Raw genomic sequence first — 20658 nt, 5'->3', positions numbered from 1 at the left:
CCGCTTGTCTCGCCCGCGCGTCCGGCGCACCCTGCCACGACCATGGCTCCGCCCCCGATCTCGATCTTCGGCCACCGCGGCGCCTGCGCCTTCTTTCCCGAGCACAGCCTCCCCTCTTACGCCCGCGCGGCGGCCGACGGCGCCGACTATCTCGAGCCCGACCTCGTCATCAGTCGCGACGGCGTCCTCATCGCTCGTCACGAACCCAATCTCGCCGCCACCACCGACGTCGCGCGCTTCCCTGATTTTGCCGACCGCTTCACCACCAAGGTGATCGACGGCCACAAGCAGCGCGGCTGGTTCGCCGAGGATTTCACCCTCGCCGAGCTGAAGCGCCTCCGCACCGTCGAGCGCCGGCCTGCCACCCGTCCCTTGAGCGCCGCGCACGACGGCGAAGCCCCGCTCGTCACTTGGGACGAACTGCTCGATTTCACCGCCGCCGAGTCGGCGCGGCAGGGCCGCCCCATCGGTCTCGTTCCCGAGCTCAAGCATTCGAGCTATTTCCGCTCGATCGGCCTCCCGCTCGAAGAGCCCTTCCTCGCCAGTCTCGACCATCGGGCGCTCGCCGGCGCCCCGCTGATCGTCCAGTCGTTCGAGATCGCGAATCTGAAGGCGATCCGCGCCGCCATCGGCCGCCCTTCGACCATCCGCCTGATGCAACTGGTCGATCCCGCACGGCCGCCGCAGGACCGAGCCCATCTCACCGCCGGCGCCATGCTTTCCCCCGCCGGTCTCGCCGCCATCGCGGGCTATGCCGACATCCTCGGACCCGACAAGGCGAGCGTCATCCCGTGTGATCTCGACGGCCGCCTCGGCCACCCGACCGCGCTCGTCGCCGACGCCGCGGCCACGGGCCTGCCGGTCATGCCCTACACCTTCCGCCCCGAGAACCGCTTCCTCCCGGCGGATCTGCGCAGCGACGCCGGGCCCGACGCACGTCACGAAGCCGGCTCGATCGCCGAAATCCGGGCCTATGTCATGGCCGGAATCGCCGGCCTCTTCGCCGACGACCCGGCCCTCGCCCGCCGCGCGATCGGCTCCTGACCGGCTTGCCGGCCGGGCGGCCAACGCCCATCTCTTTCCCATGGCCTGGGACCTCCGCGGCGCCTTCCTGAAGAAAGGGGAGCGCGAATCGGCACGGCTCGCCGACTTCGAATTCCGCCTTCGCGTCCGCACCCTGCGCCTGTTCGCGCGGGAGCTCGGGCTGGACGAAGATGAGACGGTGGCGCTGGTCGCGCGCGGCGATGACGATGCCGCGTTGGCGGCGCTCGGGTCAGGGGTCGATCTTCGGGAACGTTTCGCGCACTGCCGCGACCGCGCGCGCCGCGAACTCATCGCCGAGCGCGGCAATCCCGCGCCCCATCGCCTCTTGTAGTTGTCAGCCCTCGAGCTGGCGGGTCAGCAGGCGGATCGCGGCGTCGATGTCGGGATCGCTCGCGCGCAGCTTCTCGATCTGGCGGACCGCGTGGATCACCGTCGTATGGTCGCGCCCGCCGAAGCGGCGACCGATGTCGGGCAGCGACTTGGGCGTCAGCTGCTTCGACAGGTACATGGCGACCTGGCGCGGACGGGCGACTTCGCGCGCCCGGCGCGCCGACACCATCTCGGCCTTGCGGATGCAATAATGCTCGGCGACCCGGGTCTGGATCTCGTCGATGCTGATCCGGCGCTGGTTGGCGCGCAGCACGTTCGCCAGCACTTCCTCGACGAAGGCGAGGTCGATCGCCCGGCCCGTCATCAGCGCGTAGGCCGCGATGCGGTTGAGCGCGCCCTCGAGCTCACGGATCGAATTGGTCAGGCGGCGGGCGAGGAAGTCGACCACGTTCTCGGGCATCGAGACGCCCGGAAGCTGCGCCAGCTTCGCCAGCAGGATGTTGTAGCGAAGCTCCAATTCGGCCGCGTTGATGTCGGCAACGAGGCCCCACGAAAGGCGCGAGAGGATTCGCGGCGCGATCCCGTCGAGGTCCTGCGGCGCGCGGTCCGAGGTGATCACCAGCCGCTTCCCGGCGCTGATGATCTCGTTCATCGTGTGGAAGAATTCTTCCTGCGTCGATTCCTTTCCGGCGATGAACTGGACGTCGTCGATCAGCAGCAGGTCGGCCGAGCGCAGGCGCTGCTTGAAGCCGATCGTGTCGTTCTCGCGGATCGCGCGGACGAACTCGACCATGAATTTCTCGGCGCTCATCATCACGACCTGCGCGTTCGGCTGGAGCGCGAGGAAGCGCTGGCCGATGGCATGCAGCAGGTGGGTCTTGCCGCGCCCGGTGCCGCCATGGAGGAACAGCGGATTGAAGGTGACGGTCGAGGCTTCGGCGAGCGTCTTGGCGGCCGTCGCGGCAACCTCGTTCGCCTTGCCGATGACGAAGCTTTCGAAGCTGTAGCGCGGATCGAAGGCCGGGCGCGGATGCGCGGCGACCGGCGCCGGCTCGGCGGCGACGGGCGCTTCCTCGAGGATCAGCAGCGGCGCGGGCTTGGGGCCGCCCTCACAGGCGACGATGCGCACTTCGCGCACCACCGGCAGCATGGTCCGCCAGGCGAGCTGCAGGCGCTCGCCGAAATGGCTGCGGACCCAGTCGGCCATGAACTGGCTCGGCATCTGCAGCTCGAGGCTGCCGCTGTCCGGATCGAAGGCGCCGAGCTCGGCCGGCTTCAGCCAGCCGTCGAAGGTCCGCGCGCCGCAGTCCCGGCGAAGCCCGGTCCGGATCGCGCTCCAGGCGGCCGCGAGCGGCGACGTGTCGGACGGCATCGCCATCCCCGCGTCGTCAGTGCCCTGCCCCCGCGACATATCCGAACCTAAAACTTGCACTCGCCCGAGCCTCCAAAATCATCGCGCCGACAGTCCGCTGCAAGCAGACACAGGGGTTCGTTCGTGCCAACGCGAGTCGACACGGCCCTTTGCTGCTAAGCGTGGATCCCCCCAGTGGAATCACTGCCGGAGGGGGTTTTTGGCGCAATGAGCGGCCCGCTGCCAAGCAGCTTTTTTCACATCACTGAAATAAAGGCGCTTGACAGGGCATTCCCCTGTAGGAGCGCAATTAACGGCTGTATTCTGCCGTTTATGCCGTTTCTGTTAACTGCCATTGCCCGCGAATCGCGGTAACCAAACGGTTTTTTGACCGTAACGAAAAAGGCCGCCGGATTCGCATCCGACGGCCTTCCCGAAACTGGACAGTTTGTAGTGTCAGCCGAGCGACGACACGCGCTTCGTCAGGCGCGAGAACTTGCGCGACGCGGTGTTCTTGTGGAGCACGCCGCGAGCAACGCCGCGCGCCAGCTCCGGCTGGGCCGCCTTGAGGGCTTCCGACGCCGCGCCCTTGTCGCCAGCGAGCAGCGCCGATTCGACCGCCTTGATGAAGGTCCGGATGCGGCTGACACGCGCCCCGTTGATCTCGGTGCGACGAGCGTTGCGACGGATGCGCTTCTTGGCTTGCGGCGTGTTCGCCATGGCTGACTACGATTCCCTAGGCTGTCTAAAATGAAAAGCGGCGCGAAAGCCTGATGGCTCGCACCGGATAGCGGTCCCCTATACGAGGAGGCTCATCCGGTCAACCGGCCTCAGCGCTGGCAGGCGGGGCAATACCAGGTCGAACGGCCGCCCTGCGCGAATCGCTTCACGGTCCCGCCGCAGGGGCACGGCGCCCCTTCCCGATCGTAGACCGCGAAGCTCTTGCTGAAGTAGCCGAGCTCACCGTCGGGCTGGGCATAGTCGCGCAGGGTCGAGCCGCCGGCCTCGATCGCCTCGGCCAGGACCGCGTGGATCGCCGGGACCAGCCGCTCGAGCCGCTCGCGGCTGACCTTGCCGCCCGCCCTTTTGGGATTGATGCCCGCACGGAACAGCGCCTCGCAGACATAGATGTTGCCCAGTCCCGCGACGATCCGCTGGTCGAGCAGCAGCAGCTTGATCGCCGCGCTCCGCCCCTTGAGCTTCGCCTGGAGCTCGGCGGCGGTGAGGTCGAACGGCTCGGGCCCCAGCGCCGCGAACGCCGGCCACGCGCCAAGCGCGGCGGTCGGCACCAGGTCGACACTTCCGAACCGCCGCGGATCGTTGAGCACCAGCGCGTGCCCGTCGTCGGTCGCGAGCAGCAGGTGGTCGTGCGGCTCGGACTCGCTCGGATCGATCCGCCACCGCCCGCTCATGCCGAGGTGGAAGATCATCGTGTCCGCCCGATCGGTATGGACGAGCCCGTATTTCGCGCGCCGCCCGAGGCCGGTGACCACCGCGCCCGTCAGCCGTTGCCCGAGATCGTGCGGAAAGGCCCGCCGCAGGTCCGCCCGCCGCGCCTCGACGCGGGTCAGCCGGCGGCCGAGAAGCACCTTCTCCAGCCCGCGCACGGTGGTTTCGACTTCGGGAAGCTCGGGCATGCTGTGGGCCATATGGCGCGGGCGGGCGCGTCCGGCTAGAGCGCCTCCCATGTCCGACACCGTGAACTTCGGCGACCAGCTCGTCAGCCCCGAGGAAAAGACCCGCAAGGTGGGCGAGGTCTTCTCCTCGGTCGCCCGCCGCTACGACATCATGAACGACCTGATGAGCGCCGGCATGCACCGGCTCTGGAAGGATCGCTTCGTCGCCCGCGTGAAGCCGCAGCCGCACGAGCAGATCCTCGACATGGCCGGCGGCACCGGCGACATCGCCTTCCGGATGGCGAAGCGCGGCGCGCGCGTCACCGTCAGCGACATCAACGCCGACATGCTCGGCGTCGGCGAGGAGCGCGCCGCCAAAAAGGACATCGAGGGCCTCACCTGGTCGGTCCAGAACGCCGAGACCCTTTCCTTCGCCGACCGTGCCTTCGACGCCTACACCATCGCCTTCGGCATCCGGAACGTCACCGACATCCCCAAGGCGCTGCGCGAAGCCCACCGGGTCCTCAAGTTCGGCGGCCGCTTCTTCGTGCTCGAATTCTCGACCAGCGACTGGCCCGGCTTCGGCGAAGCCTATGACCTGTGGGCCGACAAGGCGATTCCCAAGATCGGCAAGGCGGTCACCAACGACGAGGCGAGCTACCGCTACCTCGTCGAAAGCATCCGCCGCTTCCCCAAACCGTATGACTTCGAGCGGATGATCGGCGATGCGGGCTTCGTCCGCACCCGCACCGAGACGCTGATGGGCGGCCTCGTCTGCATCTGGTCGGGGTGGAAGGCTTGACCTCAAGCGTCACCCACGTTCTCCGCCTGCTGCGCTGGGGCCGGACCCTCGCGCGCTACGGCGCCCTGCAGGGGGTCGAGAAGGACCCGCTGACCCCGCCCTTCGCCCGCCGCCTCGTCCGGCTCGCGCGGCTTGGCCTGCGCCAGCCCGCCGAACCCGATTACGCCACCGCGCTCCAGCAATTGGGGCCGGCCGCGATCAAGCTCGGCCAGGCGCTCGCCACCCGCCCCGACCTCGTCGGTGAGAAAGCCGCGCACAATCTCTTCGCGTTGCAGGATTCGCTTCCCCCCGCCCCCTTCCCGCTGATCCGGAAAGCGGTCGAGCAGGCGCTCGAGGCCCCGCTCGAGACGCTCTTCAGCAGCTTCGAGGAAACCCCCGTCGGCGCCGCCTCGATCGCGCAGGTCCACCGCGCGGTCACCACCGAGGGGCGCCAGGTCGCGGTCAAGGTCCTTCGCCCCGGCATCGAGGACATGTTCGCCGAAGCGCTCGAAACCTATGAATGGGCCGCCGCCCATCTCGAGGCTCATGCCGGCGACGAGGCCAGGCGCCTCCGCCCCAAGACCGTCATCGCCCACTTCCGCCAGTGGACCCGGCGCGAACTCGACCTCCAGCGCGAGGCCGCCTCGGCCTCCGAGCTCAAGGAGAACATGGTCGCCGAGGACGGCTTCTACGTCCCCGAGATCGACTGGCACCGCACCGCGCGGCGGGTCCTGACGCTCGAGTGGCTCGACGGAATCAAGCTGTCCAAGCGCGACGACCTGATCGCCGCCGGCCACAATCCGCGTGACCTCGCCGGGATCCTCGTCCGCGCCTTCCTCCGCCAGGCGGTGATCGACGGCTTCTTCCACGCCGACCTCCACCAGGGCAATCTGTTCGCGCTGCCCGACGGCCGCCTCGCCGCGATCGACTTCGGGATCATGGGCCGGATCGACCGCCGCGCCCGCCTGTGGCTCGCCGAGATCCTCTACGGCCTCATCACCGGCAATTACGCCCGCGTCGCCGAAATCCACTTCGAGGCCCAGTACGTCCCGGCCCACCACAATTCGGACGAGTTCGCGACCGCGCTGCGCGCCGTGGGCGAACCGATCCGCGGCCTCCCGGTCAAGGACATCAGCGTCGGCCGGATGCTCGAGGGCCTGTTCTCGATCACCCGCGACTTCGACATGCCGGTCCAGCCGCATCTCCTGCTCCTCCAGAAGACGATGGTCATGGAAGAAGGCGTCGCGACCTTCCTCGATCCCGACATCAACATGTGGGAACAGGCCGAGCCCTTCCTCAAGGAGTGGATCCGCTCCGAGCTCGGCCCCGAGGCCTATGCCGCCGACCGCATCGTCCAGGTGACGCGGGCGCTCCGCAAGCTCCCCGACCTGATCGACCGCATCGACCATTATTTCCCCGCCCCCGGCGGCGCGCCCCCCGCGCTCCCCGAGGTGCAGGTCGACGTGAAGCAGCTCCCGCGCCTGCGCTTCCGCGACACCCTGATCGCCCTCGGCGCGGCGATCGCGGGCGCTGCTGCGGTGCTTCTGCTGCGCTAGGAATGAACCCTCCCCGCGGCACCCGCCGCGGAGAGGGCTCTGTCCTTAGCGCATCGCCAGCAGCGTTTCCTTCAATGCCGCGACGCGCTTGGCCGCGATCGGATCGGCCGGCATCGCCATCGCATTGGCCATCTGCCGCAGCTGCCCGGCGTTGGGCCGAGCCAGGGCTTGCCGCAGCGAGGCGATCTGCGCCGCGGGCAGGCTCTGGCTGCGCTCGAGCTGGTCGACATAGGCCATCGCCACCACCGGGCTCGCGGGCCAGCTCACCGGCGCCTGGTCCTGCGGATTGAACCGCCCGTTGGGATAGATGGCGAGCTTGGCCGCCGCGATCTCGTTGGCCGACAGCTGCGCGCTCGGTTTCAGCGCCAGGATGTCGAGGCCGCGCGCGATCTCGGTGCCGTAGATCAGGCCCTTGTAGTAATAAGCCGACCAGAAGCCGCCGAGCACCAGCTCGTCCTTGCTGATCGGGCCACGGTCGAAATAGGCGATCTCGGTCGGGCGGCTCGAATCGGTGAAGTCGCTGATCGAGATGCCGCCCTGGTACCAGGCCTGGACGAACAGGTCGCGGCCCGGAACCGGGATGATCGAGCCGTTGTGCGCGACGCAATTCTCGGTCGCGGTCTGGGCGGCGGGCAGCTTGTAGTGGTTGCGGAAGCGCAGCTTGCCGTTGTCGATGTCATAGATGGCGTCCGCGCCCCAGTTCTTGGGGTCGGAGACGAGGCAGCGCGGGCGTCCGCCGCCGCCCCATTCGTCGGTGAAGATGACCTTGGTGCCGTCGTTGTTGAAGGTCGCCGAATGCCAGTAGGCGAACGTCGGGTCGAGCACCTGGTCGATCCGCTTCGGCCGCGCCGGGTCGCGGATGTCGAGAAGGATGCCGTTGCCCGAGCAGGCGCCCGCCGCGATTCCCCGGCTCGGGAAGGCGGTGATGTCGTGGCACTGGTCGGTGCGGTTGGTTTCCTGAGTCCCGTCGCCATGGTCGCCGCCCGACCACAGGCCCGAGATGCTGCCCGTGGCGGGATCGCCGAACACGCGCGGCCGGTCGACGATCCGCGCCGCCGCCGGATTGGCGACCGGGATCTCGACCACGTCGATCGAGAACAGCGCCGACTGGGTCGAACCCGGATCGCTCACGCAGCCCGCCAGTTCCTTGTCGGAGCGGACCTGCGCGGTGCCCGAGACGTAGACGATCACCTTGTTGGCGTCGTTCGAGATGACGCTGTGCGTGTGGCTCCCGCGGCAGGTCTGGACCGCGCCCACCTGGCGCGGCGCGGCGAGGTTCGAGATGTCGAAGATGCGGATCCCGCGGAAGCGCTCGGCCGAGACATAGTCCTGGACGCCCTGCCGGCCGCAGTCGATCCGTCCGCGATTCTGCTCGACGCTCATGATGAGGAGGTTGCCGACGAGGCTGAGGTCGCCCTGCCCGCCCGGGCAGATGACCGAGCTGATCAGCGTCGGCGCCCCGCCGGTCGCGCTCGTCCGGTAGAGATTGAAGCCGTGATAATTGCCGACCGCCATCACGTCGCCCTGGAAGGCCATGTCGGTCTGCGAGAAACTCAGCAGCGGCGAGCGGCCGGTGTTCGTCGCCGGGCCCTTGTCGCCCGCCTTGGCCGGCGCCTTGATCGGCAGTTCGTAGGGGTTCTTGGGATCGAAGAAGCCGGTCGGCTTGGGCAGGCTCGCGACCAGCGCCAGCCCGTTGATCGCCTGGCCGGCATTGCTGGTGCCCGCGGTGAGCGCGGTGCGCGCGTCCTCGGCAATCGTGCCGAGGAGCGTCGTCATCCGCTTCACCTCTTCCTTCTGCTCCTTGAGCAGGTCGTTGATGAATTCGTTGAGCCCCGGATCGGCCGCGCTGCCGCCGCGCTGGAGCAGTTCCTCGGTCATCCGGATCGCGCCCTGGTGGTGGGTGATCATCCGGGTCAGGAACAGCCGCTCGAACGCGACACCCTTGGCGGCGGCGAGCTCGCTCATCTGCGCCGGGGTCGCCATGCCCATGCTCGCCATCATCGAGGCGTCATGCATCATGTGCATGGCATGCTCGCCCTCGGCCGGCTGCCCGCGATCGGCCAGCCACTTCTTCATGTAGGCGATCTCGTCGGCCTGGGTCGCGTCGATGCGCTTGGCCACCGTGACGATCTCGGGCCGGTTGGTCCGGCTCGGCACCAGCGCGGTCATGGCGGTCGCCTGCGCGTGGTGCGGGATCATGTTCTGGAGGTAGGTCACGTCATAGGACGAGAAGCTCGTGTCCGCGATCCGGCTCGCCGCCGCCGCGTCGATCGTGGTCGAGGGCTTGCCCGGTGCGCCCGGCTGGACGATCGGCGCCCGCTGCGCGCTGGCGATCGCCGCCGTGCAGCCCGCCGCCAGAAGCAGCATCCGCGCGCCCTTGAGCGCGCTTGTCATCCCGTTGGTCGTCATCGTGTGAACCGCCCCTCCATGAGCACTTGATCACCGCAGGCTAGCAGCACGGCGGCAAGGTTCAACCGGCCTTGTTTGCGACTCGCGCCCCATGCTACCGCGCGCCTCGAAGTCACTCTCACCTGACAGGGAATTCACGGACCATGAGCGATCGCGTCACCATCGAACTCAAGGAACTGCATTGCGAAGCGCAGTCGGAAGAGGGTGGCTGCGAGCCCTATCTCTTCACCAGCTTCTATGCGGTGGGCAGCGACGGCAACGTCTCGGTGACCAGCCCCAAGCACGCCGACGTCCGTGAAGCCTTCGCCAACGACATCGAGGCCGGGACCACCCTCCCCGTGCCGCAGGAAATCGGCCGGTGCGAGCTTCCCTCGGGCGGCAAGCTCGGCATCGTCGCGCTCGTCATCGACGAGGACGCGGGCCGCGTGATCGCGGTCGACAAGGCGCACGACGCCTTCCACCAAGGCATCGAGAGCCAGCTCAAGGACAAGGGCGAAGTCGACTGCGCCTCGCTCCTCAGCGACATCAAGGGCGCAATCCACGGCACCTTCGACTATTCGGACCTCCACCGCGACCAAGACGACATCCTCGGCGTCGCGGTCCACGAGATCGCCGACCACGGCAGCTTCGAGGTCCGCCTCGGCACCAGCGACGACGACCGCTTCATCCTCCGCGGCGAAGCGCGCTAACGTCAAGGCAACCGTTCGTCCTGAGCGGAGCGCGAAGCGCGCAGTCGAAGGGCGTCCTTCGACGAAGCTCAGGACGAACGGTGCGCCTTCCCGGAGGAGAACCACCACATGATTGCCCTGTGCCTCGGCATCATCGCTCTTCTCGTCTTCGTCCCTGACATCCCGCTCAGCCGCACGCTCCACGTCTGGCTGGTCGCTTTACCGGCCGAGCGGCTCGAGACGCTCGATCGCAAGCGCCTCTTCTTCCTGATCGCGCTGGCAATGTTTTTCGCCGCCGGTGCTGAAATGATGGTCTTGATCGGCTCGGCCGAGATTGCCGCGACCCTCGCCTGGCAGATCGCGCTTTATGCCGATGCGGTGACGGCCACCATCGTCGCCGCCGTGCTTGTGAGGACGAGGCCCGCAATCACCTATGTCGCCGCTCGAACCATGGGGCTTGTCCGCCGCGCGTCGCGTCGCCGCCGCACTTGCAAGCCGACCGGCCGAGCCGCCGCCAACGACGACGACCCGGCGCCGGCCCGCACCCTCGCCGCCTGATCAGAGCCCGAGCGCGTCGAGGTCGGCGGCCGAGTGGCGCTCGGCCAGCTGCTCGTTCTCCGGCCCGTAGGTGCGATTGACGCTCCACCCGCGCCGGACGGCGCGCCGTTCCCACAGCTGGTCGGCCCAGCGCCGGACGTGGGCATATTCCTCGACGTTGAGGAACACGTCCGCGCCCTCGTAGATCTTCCCGCGGACCACCGACCCGTACCAGGGGAAGATCGCCATGTCGGCGATGCTGTAGTCGGGGCCAGCGACGAATTCCTGCGTCGCCAACCGCTGGTCGAGCACGTCCAGCTGCCGCTTCACCTCCATTGTGAAACGGTCGATCGCATATTCGAACTTCTCGGGCGCATAAGCGAAGAAATGGCCGAAGCCTCCGCCGAGGATCGGGGCCGAACCCATCTGCCAGAACAGCCAGCTCAGCATTTCGGGACGGCTGCTGCCGAGGAACGCGCCAAACTTCTCGGCGAGGTGGAGGAGGATCGCCCCGCTTTCGAACAGCCGGACCGGCTCGGGCCCACTCCGGTCGACCAGCGCGGGGATCTTGCTGTTCGGATTGACCCCGACGAAGCCCGATCCGAACTGCTGGCCTTCCATGATGTCGATCCGCCAGGCGTCATAGTCGGCGCCGGCATGTCCGGCGGCGAGCAGCTCCTCGAACAGGATGGTAACCTTCTGCCCGTTGGGCGTGCCGAGGCTGTAGAGCTGGAAGGGATGCGCGCCGACGGGGAGTTCCTGGTCGTGGGTCGCCCCCGACACCGGGCGATTGATCGCCGCGAACCGGCCCAGCGCGGGCTTGGGGGTCCAGACCTTGGGCGGAACGTAATCGGACATGCATCGAGCTCCCTGTCGTTTCGGGCGCGAGATGGGAGCCGCGCCGCTGCCCTCAAGGGGGCACGCCGATGTTCCCGCCTAGCAAAGTAGGATTTCGTCTGGCATCGCAGCGCGGTGACGACTGCGCTGTCTTGCCCGGGGACCCCTTTCGATCTGCGCCATCGCGCGGCGCACGGGCGGCGGCAGGCGAAAACGACTCGCGGACCCTGTGACATTCGAGACCTTGTTCAGGTTCGCGACGCGTAAATGGCCCGCATCCTCCTCATCGTCGGCGGCGGGATCGCGGCGTTCAAGGCCGCCGAGCTGATTCGCCTCGCCCGCCGCAACGGCCATTCGGTGACCCCGGTGCTGACCGCTGGCGGAAGCCATTTCGTCACGCCGATGACGCTCGCCGCCTTGGCCGAGAGCCCCGTCTACACCTCGCTCTGGGATCTGAAGGACGAGACCGAGATGGGGCATATCCAGTTGTCCCGCGCGGCCGACATCGTCCTCGTCTGCCCGGCAACCGCCGACCTCCTCGCGAAAATGGCCGCGGGGATCGCCGACGACCTCGCCACCACCCTCCTCCTCGCTACCGACAAGCCGGTCGTCGCCGCCCCCGCGATGAACGTCCGCATGTGGCTCCACGAAGCGACACAGGCCAATGTCGCGACCCTGCGCCGCCGCGGCGTCACCGTGCTCGAGCCCGACGAGGGCGCCATGGCCTGCGGCGAATATGGCCCCGGCCGCCTGCCCGAGCCGGCGGCGATCCTCGCAGCCCTTTCCCGTCACCCCGGACTTGATCCGGGGTCCACCTTTCTTTCCGCAGCGCTCGCTTCTCAAGAAGTTGGATCCAAGGTCGAGCCCGGGATGACGCAGAGCGCGGTCGACCTCTCGGGCAAGCACATCCTCGTCACCGCCGGCCCGACCCACGAGCCGATCGACCCCGTCCGCGTCATCGCCAACCGCTCCTCGGGCCGCCAGGGCTTCGCCATCGCCGCCGCCGCCGCCGCCGCCGGGGCGCGGGTCACGCTCGTCGCCGGTCCGGTCGCCCTCCCCACCCCCGCCGGGGTCGCGCGGATCGACGTCGAGACCGCCGACGAGATGCTCGCCGCTGTCGAGGGCGCTCTTCCCGCCGATGCCGCGGTCCTCGTCGCCGCCGTCGCCGACTGGAAGGTCGAGGCCTCGCCCACCAAGCTCAAGAAGTCGGCCGGCCCGCCGCAGCTTCGCTTCGCCCCCAATCCCGACATCCTCGCGACCCTCGGCGGCCATCCCGACCGCCCGCGGCTCCTCGTCGGCTTCGCCGCCGAGACCGGCGACCTCCTCGAGCAGGCGGCCGCCAAGCGGACCGCCAAGCGCGCCGACTGGATCCTCGCCAACGACGTCTCGGGCGACGTCATGGGCGGCACCTCGAACCACCTCCACCTCGTCTCCGAGGACGGCACCGAGGACCTCGGCGCCGGTACCAAGGAGATGCTCGCCCGCACCCTCGTCGAGCGGATCGCGAACTCGCTCGCCCAAGTCCCGTAACGGCACACCGAATCGCTTGCCGATCCCCGATTTTCTGACCAGTGTCAGCAACTTGTCATCAAGCTCCGCCACTGGCCGGAGCGCAAGGTTCACGGGGTTCAATCACGCATCGCCGGCCACTCCCGCCCCCTCTCGAAGGAGGCCAGTCGCCGTCGCCGCATAGTGGGGAAAAACAAGCATGAGCGACGTCTATTTCAAGTTGTCGGGTGGGGATTTTTCGCAGGACTGGAGCGACACCGCCCAGATCAGCGTCAACGACGACTGGAGCGGCGTCGCCAGCATCATCGGCTATCGCGGTGACGGGCTGACAAGCGCGACCGGCACCAACCCGCAGACGATCACCGGCACCAGCACCGTCGTCAACGTCATCGCCAACCAGAGCAATCCCAACACCCTCACCAGCGGCGGCGTCGCCGAATTCCAGATCGCCAATCCGGTGGTCGCGCTGCAGGGCTCGGGCACCGCGGCCGCGCCCTATCTCGCCTTCTACCTCGATTCGACCGGCCGCCAGAACGTCAGCTTCAGCTTCACCCCCCGCGACATCGACGGCAGCGGCGACAATGCCGTCCAGCAGGTCGCCGTCCAGTACCGGATCGGCAACACCGGCCCATGGATCAACCTGCCCGCGGGCTACATCGCCGACGCCTCGACCGGCCCGAGCCTCACCCAGCAGCTGCCGACGGTGTCGGTCACCCTGCCGGCCGACGCGAACAACCAGCCGCAGCTCCAGATCCGCGTGATGACCACCAATGCCGTCGGCAACGACGAGTGGATCGGCATCGACGACATCAAGGTGACCAGCAGCGCCATCACCCTTGCGCAGCCGGGGATCCTCAACGTCTCCGACGCCAGCCTCGTCGAGGACAATAGCGGCAGCCACGACATGCTGTTCACCGTCAGCCGCAGCGGCGGCAGCGACGGTGCGGTGGCGGTGGCCTGGACCGTCAAGCTCGACGGCACCGCCAATGCCGCCGATCTCGGCAGCCTGCTCTCGGGCACGGTCAGCTTCGCCGACGGCCAGACCAGCGCCGCCATCCGCGTCCCCGTGCTGGGCGATGTGACCCCCGAGCCGGGCGAGACCTTCTCGGTCGTCCTTTCCGCCCCCACCGGCGGCGCGACCATCGGCGACGGGCTCGGCATCGGCACCATCGTCAACGACGACCTGCCGCCGCTCGCCAACGTCTTCATCAACGAGATCAACTACGATCCTGCCGGCGCCGACACGGGCGAATTCATCGAGCTCGCGGGCGTCGCCGGGACCGATCTCACCGGCTGGAAGGTCGTCCTCTACAACGGCAATGGCGGCGCCGCCTACAACACCGTGACGCTGAGCGGCGCGCTCGCCGACCAGGCGAACGGCTTCGGCTTCAAGAGCCTGACATATTTGCCCGACGGCATCCAGAACGGCGCTCCCGACGGTATCGCGCTGGTCGACCCCTATGGCCGCGTCGTCCAGTTCCTCAGCTATGAGGGCACGATGACCGCGACAAGCGGTCCGGCCGCCGGCCTCACCGCGACCGACATCGGCGTCTTCCAGGCGCAGGCCCCGCTCGGCACCAGCCTCCAGCTCCAGGGCACCGGCTCGAGCTACGGCGACTTCAGCTGGGGCTTCAACATCGCCGGCACCAGCGGCGGCGCCAATGTCGGCCAGACCTTCCTCTCGGGCACCGACCAGGGCCAGATCCGCATCGCCGACGCCGCCACCGTCGAGGGCACCGGCGGCACCAGCAGCCTCACCTTCACCGTGACCCGAGCGGGCGGATTTGCCAGCGAGGCGAGCGCTACCTGGTCGATCGCCTTCGACGGCGGCGCCACCGCCGACGACCTTGCGGCCGGCGCCATCACCAGCGGCACCGTCACCTTCGCGGCGGGCGAATATACCAAGACCATCACCGTCCCGGTCGCCACCGACAGCGTCGGCGAGGACAATGAGGCCTTCACGGTCAACCTTTCGGGCGTCACCGGGAACGCGACCATCGTCGACGGCGCGGCGCGCGGCATCATCTTGAACGACGATCCCATCCCCCGGACGATCATGGCGATCCAGGGCGAGGGTCACGTCTCGTCCTATGTCGGCCAGCCGGTCATCACCACCGGCATCGTCACCGCGCTCGACACCAGCGGCGGCTTCTGGATCCAGGACGCCACCGGCGACGGCAACGCCCGCACCTCGGACGCCATCTACGTCCGCGGCACCGCCCCGGTCGCGGTCGGCGACGCGGTCCAGGTCACCGGCACCGTCCAGGAATATAAGCCAAGCGACACCGGCCTGTCGGTCACCCAGATCGCGGGTTCGGCGCTGACCATCCAGTCGAGCGGCAACGCGCTGCCCGACGCGGTCAAGATCGGCGTCGGCGGCCTCCTGCCCCCGACCGAGCACATCGACAGCGACGGCCTCACCGTCTTCAACCCGAACGTCGACGGCATCGACTTCTGGGAAAGCCTCGAGGGCATGCGGGTCACGATCGACAGCCCGATCGCGGTCGGCAACAGCAACGCCTTCGGCGAGACCGAGATCGTCGCCTCGGGCGGCGCCGGCGCGACCGGGATCAACGAGCGCGGCGGGATCACCATCAGCGCGGGTGACTACAACCCCGAGAAGATCCAGCTCGACGACAAGCTCTCCGCCCAGCCGTTCCTGACGCAGGGCGACGTCCTCGGCTCGGTCACCGGCATCATCAACTACAGCTTCGACCGCTACGAGGTGCTCGCCACCGAAACCGCGACCGTGACGAAGGACGTCACGCTCGGCGACAACGACACCGTCCTCAAGGGCGATGCCAATTTCGTGAGCGTCGCGACCTACAATCTCGAGAACATGGACCCGTCGGACCAGAAGTACGACGTCCTCGCGCACGACATCGTCTACAGCCTCGGCGCGCCCGACATCCTCGCGGTGCAGGAAGTCCAGGATGCCGATGGCGCGGGCAAGGGCACCGACCTGTCGGGCGCCAGCAACGCGCAGGGGCTGATCGACGCCATCTTCGCGGCGACCGGCATCGTCTACACCTATGTCGAGATCGCGCCGACCACCGCCAACTCGACCGGCGGCGAGCCCAACGGCAACATCCGCAACGGCTATCTCTACCAGGCCGACCGCGTGACCCTGGTCGACGGCAGCCTCGGCCTGATCGGCGACAGCGCCTTTTCCGGCAGCCGTCAGCCGCTCGTCGCCACCTGGTCGTTCAACGGCCAGGAATTCACCACCATCAACGTCCACCTTACCTCGCGTGGCGGGTCGGATCCCCTGTGGGGCGACAAGCAGCCGCCGGCGGACGCGGGCGACGCCGCACGCACCGCGCAGGCGGCGGCGGTCGGGGCCTATGTCTTCGACATCCTCAGCCAGGACAGCGCCAAGCAGTTCATGATTCTTGGCGACTGGAACGGTTTCCAGTTCGAGAAGGCGCAGACCCAGCTCACCGACACCGGCGTCTTCACCAACCTCTCGACCCTGCTGCCGAGCCAGGAACGCTATTCCTACGTGTTCGACGGCAACGCCCAGCTGATCGACAACATGCTGGTCACCGGCGGTCTCTTCGACGGCGCCAAATATGACGCGGTGCACATCAATGCCGAATTCGGCGGCGAGCGCCCGACCGACCACGACCCGCAGGTCGCGCTGCTGCGCGTCGCCATCACCCCGCACGACGTGGTGCTCGGCGGCAGCGGCTCGGTCGACGAAAATTTGCCGGCCGGTGCGATCGTCGGCAGCCTGTCGGCGACCGATACGCCGGGCGACGTGCTGACCTACAGCCTCGTCTCGGGCGGCGACGGCAAGTTCGCGATCGACGCCAAGGGCGTGGTCACCACCACCGCGCCGCTCGATCACGAGGGTCAGGCGAGCTACGAGCTGCTGGTCAAGGTGACCGACAGCGCGGGTCTCACCTCGCAGAACAAGGTCACCGTGCTGGTCGGCGACGTCAACGAGGCGCCGGTCGCAAAGGCCGACGCCATCGCTGTCGACGAAGATGCGACCAGCGGCAACCTGTGGTCGCTGCTCCTCGGCAACGACAGCGATCCGGACGCGGGTGAGATGCTCTCGATCAGCGCGGTCGGCACCGCGGGCACGCACGGCAGCCTCATCTTCGACGCCGCCAGCCAGACCCTGCGCTACGTCGCCGACGGCGATGCCTTCGACGCGCTCGCCACCGGGGCTACCGCGGTCGACAGCTTCACCTACACCGTCACCGACAAGGGCGGGCTGACCAGCACCGCGACCGTCAACGTCACCGTCACCGGGATCGCCGACGGCGTCACCCGCAGCGGCGGGAACGGCAATGACGCGCTGGCCGGGACCGCGGGCGAGGACACGCTCTACGGCAACAACGGCAATGACAGCCTCGATGGCGGGAGCGGCCACGACCGGCTCGACGGCGGCAATGGCAACGACCTGCTGACGGGCGGGACCGGCCACGACATCCTGCTCGGCGGCTCGGGCAATGACGTGCTCGACGGCGGTGCGGGCAACGACTTCCTGAGCGGCGGCATGGGCGACGACTGGCTCACCGGCGGGGCGGGCAAGGACGTGTTCGAATTCTCGTCCAAGTCGGGCAACGACGTCATCTTCGACTTCGACAAGGCGAACGACCGCCTGCTGTTCGAGGGCGGCACGGGGATCCGTTCGGTCCAGACCACCGACTGGGACCAGGACGGCGTCGCCGATCTCCGGATCGTCCTGACCGGCGGCGGGTCGGTGACGCTGCTCGGCGTCTCGAGCCTCGCCGGCGTGGCGATGGACACCTCGGCGGGCAAGCTTGGCCTGGTCGACGGAGGGTTTGCGGGCCACGCGACCCTCGCCGCCGACGGCTGGCTCGTCAGCTAGGCGCCAAGACGCTGGACGCGGGCAAGCGCCGCTCCTAAGGATTCGTCTTTGGAGCGGCGCTAACCCGTTGGGATCATGATCCTGTCACTTAATTCAGCGGGCATGAAGCAGGCCCTGTCGCGGGTTCGCCCGCACCTCGTCGCGGCGGCCGTGTTCAGCGCGGGCGTCAACCTGCTCTACATCGTGCCCACCATCTACATGCTGCAGGTCTACGACCGCGTGGTCCCGACCCGCGGCGTCCAGACCCTGTTCCTGCTGACGATGGTGCTGCTGTTCGCGCTCGGCACCTTGAGCCTGCTCGACCGGATCCGCTCGAAGCTCCTCGCCCGCGCCGCGGCGCAGCTCGATCTGTCGCTCGCTGCCCGGGTGATGGACGCCAGCATCGCGCGGCCCGATCTCAGCCAGGCGGGCACCGCACTGCGCGACCTCGAATCGGCCAAGGGCATGCTCGCCGGTCCGGCGATGCTCGCCCTTTTCGACGCGCCGTGGGTCCCGATCTACATCCTCGTCTGCTTCCTGCTCCACCCGTACATCGGCCTGCTGGCGATCGTCGGCGGAGCCGCACTCCCGGCCATTGCCTGGATGAACGAGCGTACCGTCCGTCCGCACTCGGTCCGCGCCGAGGAACAGGCCCGCGCCAGCTATTCGCTCCAGGACAGCCTGCTCGGCGGAGCCGAAAGCATCCGTGCGCTCGGCATGCGCCGTGCCCTCGTGCTGCGCCAGCTCCGCGCCCGCGAAGCGATGCTGACCGAACAAAGCTCGGTGAATTTCGCCGGCGGCGCCTTCTTCACCGGGGGCAAGTTCGTCCGCCTCGCGCTTCAGTCGCTGGCGCTCGGCCTCGGGGCCCTGCTCGCGGTCGAGGGGCTGATCTCGCCCGGCGCGATCTTCGCCAGCTCCTTCCTCATCGCCCGCGCGCTGCAGCCGATCGAGCAGTTGATCGGCGCCATCCGGCCGCTCGGCGCCGCGCGTCGTGCCATGACCCGGCTCGACGACCTCCTCGGCTCCGAGCAGGACGCGCCGCGCCTGACCGAACTCCCGCCGCTCAAGGGCGCGCTCACGGCCGAGGCGATCAGCGTCCGCCATCCCGACCGTGACGGCGCGGTCCTGATGAACGTCAGCTTCGCGGTCGAGCCGGGGCAGGCGATCGCGATCATCGGCCCGTCGGGCGCGGGCAAGTCGACGCTGCTGCGGGTCCTCGCCGGCGCGCTGCCGGCCGACCGCGGCGACGTCCGCTTCGATGGCTCGAGCCGGGCCGACTGGGACCCCGAGCGGCTTGCGCTCGAGATCGGCTATGTGCCGCAGGACAGCCGGCTCTTCCCCGGCACCGTCGCCGAGAATATCGCGCGCTTCGCGGGCGACCGGCTGGTCGACCCGGGCGAGATCGACGCGATGGTCATCGCCGCCGCCGAAGCGGTCGGGGCGCTCGACCTCATCCAGCGACTGCCTGGCGGCTTCAACCATCGCCTCGGGCCGGGCGGCCGCGGCCTGTCCGCCGGCCAGGCGCAGCGCGTCGCGCTCGCCCGCGCCTTCTTCGGCGACCCGCGCATCCTGCTGCTCGACGAACCCAACAGCAATCTCGACGGCGAAGGCGACGCGGCGCTGACCAAGGCGATTGCCGAGGCCAAGGAACGCGGCCGGACCGTGCTCATCGTCAGTCACAAGCTCGGCGTGCTGCCCGTGATCGACAAGATCCTGCTCATGCGTGACGGCCAGGCCGAGATGTTCGGCCCGCGCGACGAAGTGCTCCAGCGGATCATGCCGCCCCGCCCCGCCCCCGTTGCCGTGGAAGCCAAGGCATGACCGACCTCGTCCTCGCCGCCGACCATCTCCCCGCCACCACCGCGCAGCCCGCGGCCGAGCTGACCGATCCTCGCAAGGATATCCGCATCGGGGCCATCATCGCGGGGCTGTTCTTCGTGATCTTCCTCGGCTGGGCCGCGATCGCGCGGCTCGATGCGGCCGCGCACGCCACGGGCACGCTGACCGTATCTGGCCAGCGCCAGACGATCCAGCATCGCGACGGCGGGGTCGTGGGTACGATCAACGTCAAGGAAGGCCAGCGCGTCAATCGCGGCGACCTCCTCTTCACCCTCGTCGCGCCCGAGGTGCAGGCGCAGGAGCGTGCGCTCACCAGCCAGGCGATCCGCCTGATGGCGACCCGCTCGCGGCTGATCGCCGAGCAGACCGGAACCCCGATCGCGGTGCCGGCCGAATACAGCATGTTCGACGATGCCGACCGCGCCGAGGCGATGCAGGTGCTGGCCCTGCAGCGGCGCGAGATGGCCGCGCGGGCCGCGACCCTGTCGGCGCAGCGCGGTGCGCTCGGCGCCCGGGCCCAGCAATCGGGGGCGCAGGGCCAGGGTGCATCGAGCCAGGCCAGTTCGACCGCCGAGCAGATCCGCCTCGTCGACGAGCAGATCGCCGCCCTGAAGCCCGTCGCCGACAAGGGCTTCGTCTCGCAGACCCGGATGCGCGAACTCGAGCGTTTGAAGGCCTCGCTCCAGGGCGAGCAGGGTCAGTTCGCCGCCTCGCGCTCGGTCGCGTCGGGGTCGGTGCGTGAGAACCAGTTGATGGCCGCCGAGGCCACGCAGACCTTCCGCGAGAAGGTCGCCGCGGACCTTCGCGACACCGAGCAGCAGATCGGCGACGTGATGCCCAAGCTCGCCGCCGCGCGCGAGCAACTCCGCCAGACGGTGATCCGCGCGCCGGTCTCGGGCGCGGTGGTCGGGCTTGCCGTCTTCACCCCGGGCGGCGTCGTCGCGCCGGGGCAGAAGCTGATGGACATCGTGCCCGAGAACACCCCGCTCGTTGTCCAGGCGATGGTCTCGCCCGACAATGCCGACGACCTCGTCACCGGCATGGACGCCGAAGTCCGCTTCCCCGGCATCCACGACCGGTCGCTCCCGCCGCTGAACGGCAAGATCACCCGCGTCTCGGCCGACAGCTTTGTCGACGAGAAGACGGGGCAGCGCTACTTCACCAGCGAAGTGGTGGTCCCCCGCGACCAGCTCGCCTTGCTCAAGAACCCCAATGGCAAGCCCTACCGGCTGACCGCCGGCATGAACGTCGAGGTGCTGGTCCAGCTGCGCAAGCGCACCGCCCTCGACTATTTCCTCGAGCCGCTGACGAGCCAGTTCTGGGGCGCGATGCGCGAGGACTGACGGTTGCGGCGGCGGC

15 protein-coding genes are annotated in these 20658 nt (G+C 68.7%); 10 read left to right on the top strand and 5 right to left on the bottom strand.

Going from position 1 to position 20658, the window contains the following annotated elements; genetic code table 11:
• Positions 1–42 precede the first annotated feature (42 nt).
• Entirely contained in the window at positions 43–1044 is a 1002-nt protein-coding gene (locus tag ABD693_RS08580) for a glycerophosphodiester phosphodiesterase family protein (RefSeq protein ID WP_344696647.1), read from the top strand.
• A gap of 40 nt (positions 1045–1084) precedes the next feature.
• Positions 1085–1375 carry a hypothetical protein gene (locus ABD693_RS08575; RefSeq protein ID WP_344696646.1) on the top strand — a complete coding sequence of 97 codons (291 nt, stop codon included), beginning with the start codon at positions 1085–1087 and terminating at the stop codon, positions 1373–1375.
• A 3-nt stretch (positions 1376–1378) separates the two neighbouring features.
• On the opposite strand, the gene dnaA is transcribed toward ABD693_RS08575, so the two are convergent.
• From dnaA to mutM, 3 genes are all read right to left on the bottom strand, one after another.
• Positions 1379–2785, bottom strand: a complete 1407-nt coding sequence (gene dnaA, locus ABD693_RS08570; protein WP_344696645.1) for a chromosomal replication initiator protein DnaA — start codon at positions 2783–2785, stop codon at positions 1379–1381.
• Between the two features lie 396 nt (positions 2786–3181).
• Positions 3182–3445, bottom strand: coding sequence for a 30S ribosomal protein S20 (rpsT, locus tag ABD693_RS08565; RefSeq protein ID WP_344696644.1), 264 nt, complete (start codon positions 3443–3445; stop codon positions 3182–3184).
• Between the two features lie 110 nt (positions 3446–3555).
• On the bottom strand, positions 3556–4362 hold the full coding sequence (gene mutM, locus ABD693_RS08560; RefSeq protein WP_344696643.1) for a bifunctional DNA-formamidopyrimidine glycosylase/DNA-(apurinic or apyrimidinic site) lyase: 807 nt from the start codon (positions 4360–4362) through the stop codon (positions 3556–3558).
• A 49-nt stretch (positions 4363–4411) separates the two neighbouring features.
• Between mutM and ABD693_RS08555 the strand changes: the two genes are divergently transcribed.
• Together ABD693_RS08555 and ubiB are read left to right on the top strand one after the other, a co-directional pair.
• Positions 4412–5143 carry a class I SAM-dependent methyltransferase gene (locus ABD693_RS08555; RefSeq protein WP_344696642.1) on the top strand — a complete coding sequence of 244 codons (732 nt, stop codon included), beginning with the start codon at positions 4412–4414 and terminating at the stop codon, positions 5141–5143.
• Positions 5140–6678, top strand: coding sequence for a 2-polyprenylphenol 6-hydroxylase (gene ubiB, locus ABD693_RS08550; RefSeq protein ID WP_344696641.1), 1539 nt, complete (start codon positions 5140–5142; stop codon positions 6676–6678). The genes ABD693_RS08555 and ubiB overlap by 4 nt, the downstream gene beginning before the upstream one ends.
• A gap of 45 nt (positions 6679–6723) precedes the next feature.
• On the opposite strand, the gene ABD693_RS08545 is transcribed toward ubiB, so the two are convergent.
• Positions 6724–9087, bottom strand: coding sequence for a DUF305 domain-containing protein (locus ABD693_RS08545; protein WP_344696640.1), 2364 nt, complete (start codon positions 9085–9087; stop codon positions 6724–6726).
• A 143-nt stretch (positions 9088–9230) separates the two neighbouring features.
• Between ABD693_RS08545 and ABD693_RS08540 the strand changes: the two genes are divergently transcribed.
• Positions 9231–9776 (top strand): hypothetical protein, encoded by a 546-nt coding sequence (locus ABD693_RS08540; protein WP_344696639.1) that lies wholly within the window; start codon positions 9231–9233, stop codon positions 9774–9776.
• A 108-nt stretch (positions 9777–9884) separates the two neighbouring features.
• Entirely contained in the window at positions 9885–10313 is a 429-nt protein-coding gene (locus ABD693_RS08535; protein WP_344696638.1) for a hypothetical protein, read from the top strand.
• Here the strand turns inward: ABD693_RS08535 and yghU are convergent, their stop codons facing one another.
• On the bottom strand, positions 10314–11150 hold the full coding sequence (gene yghU / locus ABD693_RS08530; RefSeq protein ID WP_344696637.1) for a glutathione-dependent disulfide-bond oxidoreductase: 837 nt from the start codon (positions 11148–11150) through the stop codon (positions 10314–10316).
• A 246-nt stretch (positions 11151–11396) separates the two neighbouring features.
• On the opposite strand from yghU, the gene ABD693_RS08525 reads away from it, so the two are divergent.
• From ABD693_RS08525 to ABD693_RS08510, 4 genes are all read left to right on the top strand, one after another.
• Positions 11397–12659, top strand: coding sequence for a bifunctional phosphopantothenoylcysteine decarboxylase/phosphopantothenate synthase (locus ABD693_RS08525; protein WP_344696636.1), 1263 nt, complete (start codon positions 11397–11399; stop codon positions 12657–12659).
• Positions 12660–12837: 178 nt separating this feature from the next.
• Entirely contained in the window at positions 12838–17481 is a 4644-nt protein-coding gene (locus ABD693_RS08520) for an Ig-like domain-containing protein (protein ID WP_344696635.1), read from the top strand.
• Between the two features lie 102 nt (positions 17482–17583).
• On the top strand, positions 17584–19281 hold the full coding sequence (locus ABD693_RS08515) for a type I secretion system permease/ATPase (protein WP_344696634.1): 1698 nt from the start codon (positions 17584–17586) through the stop codon (positions 19279–19281).
• Positions 19278–20642, top strand: a complete 1365-nt coding sequence (locus ABD693_RS08510; protein WP_344696633.1) for an HlyD family type I secretion periplasmic adaptor subunit — start codon at positions 19278–19280, stop codon at positions 20640–20642. Before ABD693_RS08515 ends, ABD693_RS08510 begins: the two co-directional genes overlap by 4 nt.
• Positions 20643–20658 lie beyond the last annotated feature (16 nt).

It is taken from the genome of Sphingomonas rosea, assembly GCF_039538065.1.
GTDB classification, from domain to species: domain Bacteria; phylum Pseudomonadota; class Alphaproteobacteria; order Sphingomonadales; family Sphingomonadaceae; genus Sphingomicrobium; species Sphingomicrobium rosea.
The sequence above is the reverse complement of the archived record's forward strand: the minus strand, read 5'-3'. Positions and strand labels throughout refer to the sequence as shown.

What these genes read in the sequence shown, in the direction of transcription:
- ABD693_RS08580 (WP_344696647.1), top strand. Translation starts at nt 43, where the DNA reads ATGGCTCCGCCCCCGATCTCGATCTTCGGCCACCGCGGCGCCTGCGCC.
- ABD693_RS08575 (WP_344696646.1), top strand. Translation starts at nt 1,085, where the DNA reads ATGGCCTGGGACCTCCGCGGCGCCTTCCTGAAGAAAGGGGAGCGCGAA.
- dnaA (WP_344696645.1), bottom strand. Translation starts at nt 2,785, where the DNA reads ATGTCGCGGGGGCAGGGCACTGACGACGCGGGGATGGCGATGCCGTCC.
- rpsT (WP_344696644.1), bottom strand. Translation starts at nt 3,445, where the DNA reads ATGGCGAACACGCCGCAAGCCAAGAAGCGCATCCGTCGCAACGCTCGT.
- mutM (WP_344696643.1), bottom strand. Translation starts at nt 4,362, where the DNA reads ATGCCCGAGCTTCCCGAAGTCGAAACCACCGTGCGCGGGCTGGAGAAG.
- ABD693_RS08555 (WP_344696642.1), top strand. Translation starts at nt 4,412, where the DNA reads ATGTCCGACACCGTGAACTTCGGCGACCAGCTCGTCAGCCCCGAGGAA.
- ABD693_RS08545 (WP_344696640.1), bottom strand. Translation starts at nt 9,087, where the DNA reads ATGACGACCAACGGGATGACAAGCGCGCTCAAGGGCGCGCGGATGCTG.
- ABD693_RS08540 (WP_344696639.1), top strand. Translation starts at nt 9,231, where the DNA reads ATGAGCGATCGCGTCACCATCGAACTCAAGGAACTGCATTGCGAAGCG.
- ABD693_RS08535 (WP_344696638.1), top strand. Translation starts at nt 9,885, where the DNA reads ATGATTGCCCTGTGCCTCGGCATCATCGCTCTTCTCGTCTTCGTCCCT.
- yghU (WP_344696637.1), bottom strand. Translation starts at nt 11,150, where the DNA reads ATGTCCGATTACGTTCCGCCCAAGGTCTGGACCCCCAAGCCCGCGCTG.
- ABD693_RS08525 (WP_344696636.1), top strand. Translation starts at nt 11,397, where the DNA reads ATGGCCCGCATCCTCCTCATCGTCGGCGGCGGGATCGCGGCGTTCAAG.
- ABD693_RS08520 (WP_344696635.1), top strand. Translation starts at nt 12,838, where the DNA reads ATGAGCGACGTCTATTTCAAGTTGTCGGGTGGGGATTTTTCGCAGGAC.
- ABD693_RS08515 (WP_344696634.1), top strand. Translation starts at nt 17,584, where the DNA reads ATGAAGCAGGCCCTGTCGCGGGTTCGCCCGCACCTCGTCGCGGCGGCC.
- ABD693_RS08510 (WP_344696633.1), top strand. Translation starts at nt 19,278, where the DNA reads ATGACCGACCTCGTCCTCGCCGCCGACCATCTCCCCGCCACCACCGCG.